Consider the following 11366-nt stretch of genomic DNA (forward strand, 5'->3'; position numbering starts at 1 on the left):
ATACTTCGCGGCTCGCTGTATTCACAGTCCCGGAATCGGGACAGATTAACACCCGGAGTATCCATGCCCAACGTCAAAGTCCGCGAGAACGAGCCGTTCGAGGTCGCGCTGCGTCGTTTCAAGCGTACCTGCGAAAAGGCCGGCGTCCTGGCCGAAACCCGCAAGCGCGAGTTCTACGAAAAGCCGACCCAGGAGCGCAAGCGCAAGCGTGCTGCCGCGGTGAAGCGCCACCTGCGCCGTCTGTCGCGCGACGTTTCGCGCAAGACCCGGCTGTACTGAGTTCGCCGCGGCGCCTCCGCGCCGCATAGGCAGGACACGTGGCTGGCGCGATCCCTCGCTGCCGCCGCACGCATCCGGATTCGACTGACCGGCGTTGCCGCAAGGCAACGCCGGTCTTGTCGTTTCCGTAGAATCGCCAATCCACCCATCGGGACGCCCGCCATGACGCTCAAGCAGCAACTCACCGACGACATGAAGGCCGCCATGCGCGGCGGCGACAAGCATCGCCTCGGCGTGATCCGGCTGATCCTCGCGGCGGTCAAGCAGCGCGAGGTGGACGAGCGCATCGAGCTGGACGACGCCCAGATCCTGGCCGTGCTGGAGAAGATGCTCAAGCAGCGCAAGGACTCGGTGAGCCAATACGTTGCCGGCAACCGCGAGGACCTCGCCGAGGTCGAACGCGCCGAGATGACGGTGATCGAAGCCTACCTGCCTGCCCAGCTCGACGACGCCGAACTGGACGCGCTGATCGCCGAAGCCATCGCCGCCACCGGCGCCAGCTCGCCGCGCGACATGGGCAAGGTGGTCGCCGCCGTGAAGGAAAAGGCCGCCGGCCGGGCCGACATGGGCAAGGTTTCTGCACGGATCAAGGCGAAACTGGCTGCCTGAAACCGCTAGCCAGGGCAACCGCAGCCATGGCTGCGGCAGCCTGCCGATGGCGGCGACGGGCCGCTATCCACATGCATCGCATTCACGAATGCATTGCTACAAGCGAAAGGGTCGGGCCACGCCCGGCACCCATTCGCGCGGCCCATGGCCGCAGGAGGAACGCATGCTCAAGTGGGCCATCATCTTCGCCATCATTTCACTGGTCACCGGCCTGCTCGGCTTCCGCGGCATTTCCGGCGCGGCCGCCACCATCGCCAAATTCCTGTTCGCGATCTTCCTAATCCTGTTCCTGATCGCCGTCTTGGCCGTGATCGGGGTGTTCCATATCCTGTAGCGCCTGGAAGCAGCGTCGCACCACCAAGCCCGCTGTCAGGCAAGCACACCCGACCTGCGCGCCCCTTCTCTCTTTATGGGGAGAAGGTTGGGATGAGAGGTGGATGCTCGCAACACCTTTGATCGAGCACGCTCTAGTTAGGCAGTAAGGAGGACCCAAGTGAGCGACCCATACAGTCCATACGCGATGAAACAAGCTTTCGCCATCGGCACGCGAGTCCTCGTTTCAGCGACTTGCAGTGGCTGGCGCAACGATTTTCGTGGCGTCATATCCAGCACTTCGGAAACTATTCAAACGGTGCAAGGCGTAGATTACCTTTACTGGGTGCAGTTCGATGCTCCACAGCATGATCTGAGCAGCGAGGGACCGTACTGCAAGGCTCAGATACTCAGCCGCTGCCTCACAAATGCGGCCTAACTGTTTGTTCAAGGCGAACGGCTTCGCCGCCGCTTAACTCAGGCGATAGAAGGACATCGTGAGGTTCGCTCCTTACCTCAACCCTTCCCCTCTGAGGAAAGCAAGAAGAACCTAGCCCGCCAAGCGCTCCATCCGCCGGTGCCCCGGCACCGTGCCCTGCGCATTGGCCAGTGCGGATGGCCGCTCGACCGTCACCTCGAACCCCAGTTTCGCGTACAGCGCCTGCGCACGCGGGTTGCTCGTCGCCACGTCCAGCACCATGCGCTTGCGACTGCCTTGCACGCCACGCTGGATCAATTCGTCGATCAAGGCCTGTCCGATGCCCTGCCCGCGCAGGATGGGCGATACACCAAGATGCGCCAGATAATGCATGCCGCGCGAGGGCGGCGGGATCACCCGCTCCACCTTGAGGCCGCGCACGATCACACCCGGCGCATAGCGCGGGCCGTAATGCATAAGGATCTGGCGTGCCGCCGCCAACGTGAACGTCAGCGCCGTCTCGCCACCGAAGCCCGCGCCGACCGCCACCACCACGCCTTCCAGCTCGCCCACGATATGGTTGCGCCAGCCGAATTCGCCCGCGCCGTCGACGAATGCCCGATGCAGGAAGGCCAGCGCCGTGCTCCGCCCGGGCACCGCGAAGACGTAGTCGAACGCGGCGGGACCGGAACTGTGGATCAGCGGTACAGCGGCGGCCGCATCCTGGAACTTGGCTGCACGGAAGCGCATCGCCGGAATGTCCACCATCGCTCGCCTCTACCAACCGAAGCCCTCTGCATGCTAACCAGCGATGCCGGCATTTCCGCGCTTCCTCGTGCAGATTGGCCGGCTCGCCACCCATGCGTGGCCGCTTCGCCCCCATGGCCTAAACTACCCAGCCTATGCGCGGCCTGATCCCCGACAGCTTCATCGACGAACTGCTTGCCCGCGTCGACATCGTCGACGTGATCGAGCGGCGCGTGCCGTTGAAGAAGGCCGGACGCGAGTGGACGGCGTGCTGCCCGTTCCACGACGAGCGCACGCCTTCGTTCTACGTCAGCCCTGCCAAGCAGTTCTTCCACTGCTTCGGCTGCGGCGCACACGGCAGTGCGATCAAGTTCCTGATGGACTACGAGCGGCTGGAGTTCCCCGACGCGGTGGAGGAACTGGCGCAGTCGGTGGGCCTCACCGTGCCGCGCGAAGGCGGCCGCGACGATCGCCCGCGCGAGGACAAGACCGACCTCTACACCCTGCTCGATTCCTGCGCGGGCTGGTACCAGGGGCAGTTGCCGAAGAGCGCCGAAGCACAGGCGTATTGCAGGAAGCGCGGACTGGACCCGAAAACCATCGCGGACTTTCGCCTCGGCTGGGCGCCATCCGGTTACGACGGCGTGATCAAGGCCTTGGGCAACAGCCCGCGGCGCATGGAGCTGCTCACCGAAGCCGGCATGGTTTCCAGCGGCGAACGCGGCAGCAAGTACGACCGCTTCCGCGAGCGGCTGATGTTCCCCATCCTCGACCGCCGCGGCCGTGTCATAGCGTTCGGAGGAAGGATCATTCAAAAGTCCGGCGATGGATCGCCGGCTCCTGATGCTGGCGCGCAGGACGCGCGCAAAAGTGATGGCCCCAAATACCTCAATTCGCCCGAGACACCGCTGTTCCACAAGGGCCGCGAACTGTTCGCACTGTGGCAGGTGAAGCAGGCCAACGCGAACCTGCAGCGCATCGTGGTGGTGGAGGGCTACATGGACGTGATCGCGCTGCACCAGGCCGGCCTGCCGATCGCGGTGGCTACGCTGGGCACCGCCACCACGCCCGAGCACACCGAGCTGCTGTTCCGCGCCGCGCCCGACGTGGTGTTCTGCTTCGACGGCGATCGCGCCGGCCGTGCCGCCGCCTGGAAGGCGCTGGATGCGGCGCTGCCGCGACTGCGCGACGGGCGCCAGGCGTACTTCCTGTTCCTGCCCGAAGGCGAAGATCCGGACACGCTGGTGCGCAAGGAGGGCAAGGACGGCTTCGAGCAACGCCTGAAAAATGCCACGCCGCTCTCCGACTATTTCTTCGACGAGCTGGCACGCGACGTGGACATGGCCAGTCTCGATGGCCGTGCGCGCCTCGCCGAGCGTGCGCGGCCGTTGATCGCGCGTCTGCCCGACGGCGCGTTCCGCGACCTGATGGCGCAGGAACTGGAACGGCGCAGCGGTGCGAGCGCACGTCTCGCAGCCAGTCCTCCCGCACAGGCGCAACGCCCTGCGGCCACCGCGCAACGTTCGCTGGTGCGCAGTGCCATCGCCTTGCTGCTGGCCCAGCCCGGCATGGCGGACCAGGTGGAGAAGCCTTACCGCTTCCTGCGGCTGGACAAGCCTGGCGTACCCCTGCTCGCCGAACTGCTCGATCTCGCGCGCAGCCGCCCCGGCATCAACCCGGCGATGCTGGTGGAGCACTTCGCCGAGCGCGCGGAATACCCTGCGCTGCAGAAACTGATGGCCGCCGCCGTGGTGGGCGAGCCGGAAGCGCAGCGCACCGAATTCATGGAGGCATTGCTGCGCATGGACGAACAGGCCGTGGCGCTGCGTCGCGAAACGCTGCACGCGAAAATGCGCAACGGCCCGCTGGACGATGCCGAGAAGGCCGAGTTGCGCGAGCTGCTGGCAGCGCGCGTGCGGCCCGCTGCGGTGCCGGAATGAGTGCGCGTGCCGGTCGGACGCCGCATTGCGGAAAGCTTGTCGCACATGTGTGTGGGATCATGCCGCGACGCATGCTGCACGCCCCGCAGGGACGCTGATGGATCTGCTTGAACGACTGATCACGATCTTCGCCGAGAACGGCTACGTCGCGGTGTGGATCGCGCTGACGATCTGCGGCCTGGGCCTGCCGTTGCCGGAAGACGTCACCCTGGTCGCCGGCGGCGTGATCGCCGGGCTCGGCTACGCCAACGTGCACGTGATGTTCGCGCTGTGCATGGTCGGCGTGCTGCTGGGCGACGCCACCGTGTTCCTGCTCGGCCACCATTACGGCGCGCGCATGCTGAAATGGCGATGGGTGGCGCGCGTGCTGCCCCCGGAGCGCTACGAGGTGGTGCAGCACAAGTTCGCGCGCTACGGCAATCGCGTGCTGTTCGTCGCCCGCTTCCTGCCGGGCATGCGCACCACCATCTACGCCACGGCCGGCGCCACGCGGCAGGTGTCGTTGCTGCGCTTCCTGCTGATCGACGCCGTCGCCGCACTGATCAGCGTGCCGGTATGGGTATACCTGGGCTATTTCGGCGCGGACAACCACGTGTGGCTGATGACGTGGATGCAGCGCGGCCAGAACAGCATGTGGCTGCTGGCCGGCCTGGCGCTGCTGTTCGCACTATGGCTGTGGTGGCGGCACCGCCGCCAGCGCATCACCCAGGACGATTGAGTCCCGTCCGGGGCACCCCGCACCCGATCATGCGGACCACGGCCGTCGGCGCCGCCGCGCGATCGCCGATGACTTCCCGCACTGGCGCCGCTGGCGCCGCCGCACTGAACTGTCAGCTCCCCCACGCAGGAGTACTGACCGTGTCCAGAAGGATTCTGTTTGCCCTCGCCGCACTCGCCGCGATGCCGCTGACGACGTCACTCTGCGCCGCCGACGCCACCACGCAATTCGCCGCCGTCGTACCCTTCCATGACTGCAACGGCATGATCTGCTTCCAGGCCGGCATCGACGGCGGGCCGCCGCGCACGCTGGCGCTGGATACCGGCAACACCGCCTCGATCATGCTGACCAGCGCCGCCAAGTCGATGGGATGGCAATCCACGCCGGTGCTGCGTGACGGCAAGCCACTGCCGGGCTTCCAGGACGGCGGGCAGCACGTGCTCACGCTGGGCAAGACGCCGCTCGAAGTGGAGTTTGCCGTGACCGGCCCCGCGAGTTTCGGCCCTGCCCACCTGCCGGCCGAAGGCACGCTGGCCTACACCGCGTTCAAGGATCGCGTCCTGCAGATCGACTATCCGCATCATCTGCTGCGGATTTCCGCGCCCGTCGCCTCCGGCACCGTAGCCGCGCACAGCGCCGGGACCCTGCAACTGATCCACTTTGGCCACTACGGGCCGCCCATCGTGGTCGGCGCACCCTTCACCGTCGACGGCCATCCGGTGCATGCCCAGATCGACACCATGTATACCGGCACCATGGTGGTCTACGACGCCGCGCTCGCCGGGCTCGATCTGCACAAACAGGGCACGCCCAAGCTGTTCGAGTTCACCGACGGCGGGGTCGAGATGCTGAGTTCGACGGCCCACAACCTGGGTTTCGCCGACCGTCGCCTGCTTGGGGCGAATCCCACGGTCTACTTCGTCGGCTCGGGCAAGAACCCGGTGCACCAGCCGGATGGCCTGTTCGAGGCCACCGTGGGCAACCCGCTCTTTGCGCACAGCGTGGTGACGATGGACTTCCACGCGATGACGCTGGACGTACGCCCCGCCGGCTGAGCCCTCAGCCCGATGCCGTACCCGCCTGCGCGGCATCGCGCAGGCGGCCTTGCAGCAGGCCGGCACGCTCCAGCACCGGATAGGCCAGTGCCGCCAGGTGCGAATGGATGCGCTTGAGGTCGCGCAGGATGCGCAGATAGACATCGCCTGCACCGCCGTCGTCGCGGCGCTCGCGCAGGGCCCGGATGTGCCGCTCGGAGATCTCGTTCTCCAGTCGCCACAGCACCTCCTTGCGCGCCACCAGCTGCTGCGCCGCGCGCACGTCGCTGCGCAGGAACACCGCCCAGGCCAGCTGCAGGCTTTCCATCACCTGCCCGTGCATGCGCGCCAGGTCCTGGATGTCGTCGGCACTGAAATCCTGCCCGCGCTCGGCTTTCTTGGCGGCGAACTCCATCAGGTTGTTGGCGGTGATGTCGCCGACGTGCTCGATGTTGATGACGAAGCCGAGGATCTCCTGGCTGCGCTCGCCGTCCTCGTCGTTCAACGCCTCGTTGGCCAGTTCGGCGAGGTATTCGCGGATCGCCACGCCAAGGCGGTCGAGGACGGCGTCCTTGCCGCCGACCGCCGCGGCACGGGCTCGGTCGTCCTTGCCGAACACCTCGACCAGGCCCTTGAGCATGTTCTCCACCATGTCGGCCATGCGCATGGCTTCGCGTGCGGCGTTGGCCAGTGCCACGTTGGCGGCGTCCAGCGCCCCTTCGTCGAGGTACAGCGGCACGCCGGCGTCCGCCGGCTTCGGCGGTTCGGGCAGCAGGCGTACCAGCAACTGCGCCAGCCGCTCTACCGGCAGGATGAACAGCAGCGCCAGCACAAGGTTGAACGCGGTATGGAAGTTCACCACCATGCGCGCGGGCGAATCGCCCAGGTGCGCCAACAACGTGGTGATCGGATGCAGCAGCGGCAGGCAGATCACGCAGCCGAATGCACGCACCAGCAGGTTGCCCAGCGGCAGGCGACGCGCGACCGGCGTGCTGGCATCGAGCAAGGCCGGCAAGGTACCGCCGAGGTTCGCGCCCAGCACCAGTGCCAGTGCACCCTGCGCATCGACCACGTTGGTGGTGGCCAGGGAGACGATCAGCAACACCACCGCGACGCTGGAATGGCAGGCCCAGGTGAGCAGGGCCGCCACCAGCATCGCCATCACCGGTTCGCTGGCAAGGCTGTGCAGCGCCGTGCGCAGCAGCGCGGTGTCTTCCACCGGCGCCATCGACACCACCAGCATGTGCAGCGCCAGCAGCATCAGGCCCAGGCCGATCGCGCAGCGGCCCAGGTTCTCGAAGCGCGCATCGTCGCTACGCCGGTACACCATGAAACCGAGCAGCACCAGCACCGGCGCGACCAGGGCGACATCGAACGACAGCAGCTGCACCACCAGGGTGGTACCCACGTTCGCGCCCAGCATCACCACCAGCCCCGGCACCAGGCCGAGGAAACCGTTCGCCGCGAACGAGGTGGCCATCATGCCGGTGGCGGTACTGCTCTGCAGCAGCGCGGTCATGCCCAGGCCAAAGCAGAACGCGGCGGTTCGGTGGCTGAGGTAGCGCCCCAGCCAGCGACGCAGCGCGCTGCCATAGCCGCGCAGCACGCCGCTGGTGACCATGTGCGTGCCCCACAGCAACAGCGCCACGTAGCCTGCGATATCCAGCAGGATCAGGGTTCCTTTCATGATGGACTCCGAATGGGATCGGGCGCGGAATGAGCCGGCGCCCCTTGTGATGTTCGCGCCGAATGTAGCTTGCAACGGCGGGAGCGCGCGGGAAAGCGCCCGTGGATGCCATGCCCCGGGGCGCCCCGGGGCAAACGGCGAGGATGTTTCCTGCTCCTCGGCGGAACGGGAGTCAGCTCAAAGCCAACGCTCGAAGCGGCGTATGTAGATGACCTTCACCAGCTGTGTCAGCGCGCAGTAAGCGACAACAGTGACAGCCAACCAGCCGAAGTAGTCGTCCGGCAGGTGCACCATGCCGAGCTTGGCACCGATGGCGGTGAACGGAATGACCATGCCGATCGCGATGATCGCGGTGGTCAGGCCCAGCACCGGCGCCGCCGCCACGCTTTGCAGGAACGGAATCTTGCGCGTGCGGATCATGTGCACCACCAGCGTCTGGGTCAGCAGGCTCTCGATGAACCAGCCGGACTGGAACAGGTCCTGATGCGCCGGACCGTTCGCACCGAACACGTACCACAGCAGCGCGAACGTGGTCATGTCGAAGATCGAGCTGGTCGGGCCGATCCAGAACATGAAGCGTCCGATGTCGCTGGCATCCCACTTGCGCGGCTTGCGCAGGTATTCCTCGTCCATGCGGTCGAAGGGGATCGACAGCTGAGAGATGTCGTACAGCAGGTTCAGTACCAGGATCTGCAGCGGCAGCAGCGGCACGAACGGCAGGAACACGCTCGCCACCATCATGCTCAGCACGTTGCCGAAGTTCGAGCTGGCCGTCATCTTGATGTACTTGATGATGTTGCCGAAGGTGACGCGCCCTTCGAGCACCCCCTCTTCCAGCACCATCAGGTTTTTTTCCAGCAGGATGATGTCCGCCGATTCCTTGGCGATGTCGGTGGCGGTATCCACCGAGATGCCCACGTCCGCCTCGCGCAGCGCCGGTGCATCGTTGATGCCGTCGCCGAGGAAGCCCACCGTATGGCCCTGGCGCCGCAGCGACGTCACCACGCGCGCCTTCTGCAGCGGCGACATCTTGGCGAACACGGTGGTGCGCCTGACCAGTTCGTCGAGCGCATCGTCGTCCAGCGGCTCGACGTCGCGGCCTTGCGCTGAGTGCGCCACGTCGAGGCCCACCTCGCGGCAGATCTTGCGCGTCACCGCCTCGTTGTCGCCGGTGATCACCTTCACTTCGACGCCGTGGTGATGCAGCGCCGCGATCGCGGTGGCCGCCGTGTCCTTGGGCGGATCGAGGAAGGCCAGGCAGCCCACCGCCGTGAGGCCGGCCTCGTCGGCCACGCCATAGGCACGGTTGTGCGGCTCTTCCTGCTTGATCGCCACCACCAGCACGCGCAGACCGTCCTCGTTGAGGTGGTGCGTCATCGCCTTGATTTCCTGGCGGCGCGCGTCGGTCATCGGGATGATCTGGTCATCGCGACGCTCCGTGGAGCAGATGGAAAGCATTTCCTCCACCGCGCCCTTGCACACCAGCAGGTGTTGGCCGTCGCCGCCGTGGGCCAGTACCACCGACATGCGGCGACGCTGGAAGTCGAACGGGATCTCGTCCACCACGCGGTAGCGCGCGACGATCGGCTCCAGGTCGCGATGCGACAGCACCGCCTTGTCCATCAGGTTCTTCAGGCCGGTCTGGAAGTGGCTGTTGAGGTAGCCGTATTCCAGCGCGTCCTCCGAGTCTTCGCCATCGAGATCGAGGTGGCGCTCCAGCACGATCTTGTCCAGCGTGAGCGTGCCGGTCTTGTCGGTGCACAGCACATCCATCGCACCAAAGTTCTGGATCGCGTTGAGGCGCTTCACCACCACCTTGCGCTTGGACATCGCGATCGCGCCCTTGGCGAGGTTCGCGGTCACGATCAGCGGCAACATCTCCGGCGTCAGGCCCACCGCCACCGACAGGGCGAAGGTCAGCGCATTGAGGAAGCCCTGCTTGTACCACTGGATGCCCAGCACCACCGGCACCATCACCAGCATGAAGCGGATCAGCAGCCAGCTCACGCTGCGCACGCCGAGGTCGAAGCTGGTCTGCACCTGCTGGCCGGTCATGCTGTGCGCGAGCGAGCCGAGGTAGCTGCGCGGACCGGTGGCGACCACCACGGCAGTGGCGGTACCGGACACCACGTTGGTACCCATGTAGCCGATGGTGGGCAAATCCAGCGGACTGTCTTGTTGCGCGCCGCCTACCGCTGTGTGCACCTGCGCCGGCGCGGCCTTTTCCACCGGCAGCGATTCACCGGTGAGGATGGCCTGGCTGATGAACAGGTCCTTCGCGGTCAGCAGGCGCAGGTCCGCAGGCACCATGTCGCCGGCCGCCAGGTGCACGATGTCGCCCACTACCAGCTCACCCACCGGCACCTCGATCCGCTCGCTGTGTCCGTCCGAGGCGCGGCGCGTGACCGTGGCGGTATTGCGCACCATCGCCTTGAGCTTCTCGGCGGCGCGCGAGGAGCGGTACTCCTGCGTGAAACTGAGCACCACGCTGATCGCCACCATCATGCCGATGATGATCGGGCCGGAGGGATCGTCCGGCGAGGTGAATAGCTCCACCCCCGCGAGAATCAACAACACCAGAATGAACGGGTTCTTCAAGGTACGCAGCAGCTGCACCGACCAGTGCGGCGGCTTCTCGTGCGACACCTCGTTGGCGCCGTCGCGATCCAGCCGCTCGGTGATGTTCTCCTCGTCGAGACCGTGCAGCGAAGTCTCGAGCATGACCAGCAGGCTGTCGTTGTCGCGGAACGCTTCCTGCGCCGCGGGCACATGCGCGGTGGCCGCAGCCTTGACGGTCGAGCGGGAGAAAGACTTGCTCATGGATCGCTACCGTTCTTTTTGGTGTCGCGCGCCGCGGCAGCGTATCGGCACAGGAGCCGGGCTAGCTGGACGGAACGCCGGATGGATGGCTCGCGGCGACCAGGCAGGTCGCCGGACGCAAACCGCGCACCCGCCGCACTGGCGGAGGCCAGCACCTGCGGGGCACGCGCGCGTGCATCAGTGAGCCAGCTGCAGATGACGCGGTGACGACAACGGCGCGCTGGCACGCGCCTCGGCCTTGCGTTGCGGCTCGGCGGCAGGCGTGGTCAGCGGCGCCGGCACGGTCACCACATAGACACGGCGGCGCGCATCGCGGCGTGCGACGGACAGGCTGCGGCGGGGAGTCCGCAGGCGGAAAAAATCGCGAAGGAGCTTCATGGGCCCATCTCCTCGGTTGCGGCGTGCGACGCCGTCGAGGATGGGCCGGCGTTTCCTAGTCGAGGAAAAGACCGGCCGACCGCTGGCGACTGCCGCAGGCGTTCAGCTTGTTATGCATTGCCGGCACCCGATGCGAGCGGATGTCGACGTTGCGACTAGGGTAAACGTCCATATGCCTTGGTTAGTCAGGACAGGATGCCGGCGACGATGACACAGTCGCGCGACCTGGCTATTTTGCGGTGCAACGGCGACCGAGTCAACGCATGGAAGATGAATCCGCGGCTGTGGCTCAATCAGAATCCCTTGATGCCATCGGCTTCTGCGCTCAGCGGCAATGATCGGAGCCGGCACATCTGATCTGCCACTCGTGGAGCGCCTCTTCAATGCGCTACACACGCCACGCTTGCGTCCGGCGCGCGCCGGG

At 66.2% G+C, this 11366-nt stretch carries 10 protein-coding genes; 6 read left to right on the forward strand and 4 right to left on the reverse strand.

What is annotated here, in order from left to right; genetic code table 11:
* Nucleotides 1-63: 63 nt before the first annotated feature.
* The 3 genes from rpsU to IHE49_RS05245 all read left to right on the forward strand — a co-directional run bounded on the left by rpsU (nucleotide 64) and on the right by IHE49_RS05245 (nucleotide 1222).
* Entirely contained in the window at nucleotides 64-279 is a 216-nt protein-coding gene (gene rpsU / locus IHE49_RS05235) for a 30S ribosomal protein S21 (RefSeq protein ID WP_192107573.1), read from the forward strand.
* Nucleotides 280-441: 162 nt separating this feature from the next.
* On the forward strand, nucleotides 442-888 hold the full coding sequence (locus IHE49_RS05240) for a GatB/YqeY domain-containing protein (protein WP_192155635.1): 447 nt from the start codon (nucleotides 442-444) through the stop codon (nucleotides 886-888).
* Nucleotides 889-1051: 163 nt separating this feature from the next.
* Nucleotides 1052-1222, forward strand: a complete 171-nt coding sequence (locus IHE49_RS05245; RefSeq protein ID WP_192155636.1) for a DUF1328 domain-containing protein — start codon at nucleotides 1052-1054, stop codon at nucleotides 1220-1222.
* 528 nt (nucleotides 1223-1750) lie between these two features.
* Here IHE49_RS05245 and IHE49_RS05250 read toward each other — a convergent pair.
* Nucleotides 1751-2386 carry an N-acetyltransferase gene (locus tag IHE49_RS05250; protein ID WP_225578199.1) on the reverse strand — a complete coding sequence of 212 codons (636 nt, stop codon included), beginning with the start codon at nucleotides 2384-2386 and terminating at the stop codon, nucleotides 1751-1753.
* Between the two features lie 134 nt (nucleotides 2387-2520).
* Here IHE49_RS05250 and dnaG point away from each other — a divergent pair, with 134 nt between their 5' ends.
* From dnaG to IHE49_RS05265, 3 genes are all read left to right on the forward strand, one after another.
* On the forward strand, nucleotides 2521-4305 hold the full coding sequence (dnaG, locus tag IHE49_RS05255; RefSeq protein ID WP_192155638.1) for a DNA primase: 1785 nt from the start codon (nucleotides 2521-2523) through the stop codon (nucleotides 4303-4305).
* Nucleotides 4306-4402: 97 nt separating this feature from the next.
* Nucleotides 4403-5023, forward strand: coding sequence for a DedA family protein (locus tag IHE49_RS05260; protein ID WP_192155640.1), 621 nt, complete (start codon nucleotides 4403-4405; stop codon nucleotides 5021-5023).
* 140 nt (nucleotides 5024-5163) lie between these two features.
* Nucleotides 5164-6078: a hypothetical protein gene (locus IHE49_RS05265; RefSeq protein WP_192155642.1), complete on the forward strand. Its 915-nt coding sequence runs from the start codon at nucleotides 5164-5166 to the stop codon at nucleotides 6076-6078.
* 4 nt (nucleotides 6079-6082) lie between these two features.
* Here the strand turns inward: IHE49_RS05265 and IHE49_RS05270 are convergent, their stop codons facing one another.
* The 3 genes from IHE49_RS05270 to IHE49_RS05280 all read right to left on the reverse strand — a co-directional run bounded on the left by IHE49_RS05270 (nucleotide 6083) and on the right by IHE49_RS05280 (nucleotide 10942).
* Nucleotides 6083-7744, reverse strand: a complete 1662-nt coding sequence (locus tag IHE49_RS05270) for a Na/Pi cotransporter family protein (RefSeq protein WP_192155643.1) — start codon at nucleotides 7742-7744, stop codon at nucleotides 6083-6085.
* Nucleotides 7745-7921: 177 nt separating this feature from the next.
* Nucleotides 7922-10564, reverse strand: coding sequence for a magnesium-translocating P-type ATPase (gene mgtA / locus IHE49_RS05275; RefSeq protein WP_192155644.1), 2643 nt, complete (start codon nucleotides 10562-10564; stop codon nucleotides 7922-7924).
* Between the two features lie 177 nt (nucleotides 10565-10741).
* Entirely contained in the window at nucleotides 10742-10942 is a 201-nt protein-coding gene (locus IHE49_RS05280) for a hypothetical protein (protein WP_192155646.1), read from the reverse strand.
* Between the last annotated feature and the right edge of the window lie 424 nt (nucleotides 10943-11366).

This window comes from Rhodanobacter sp. 7MK24 (assembly GCF_014842995.1).
In the GTDB taxonomy this organism is placed as follows: Bacteria; Pseudomonadota; Gammaproteobacteria; order Xanthomonadales; family Rhodanobacteraceae; genus Rhodanobacter_A.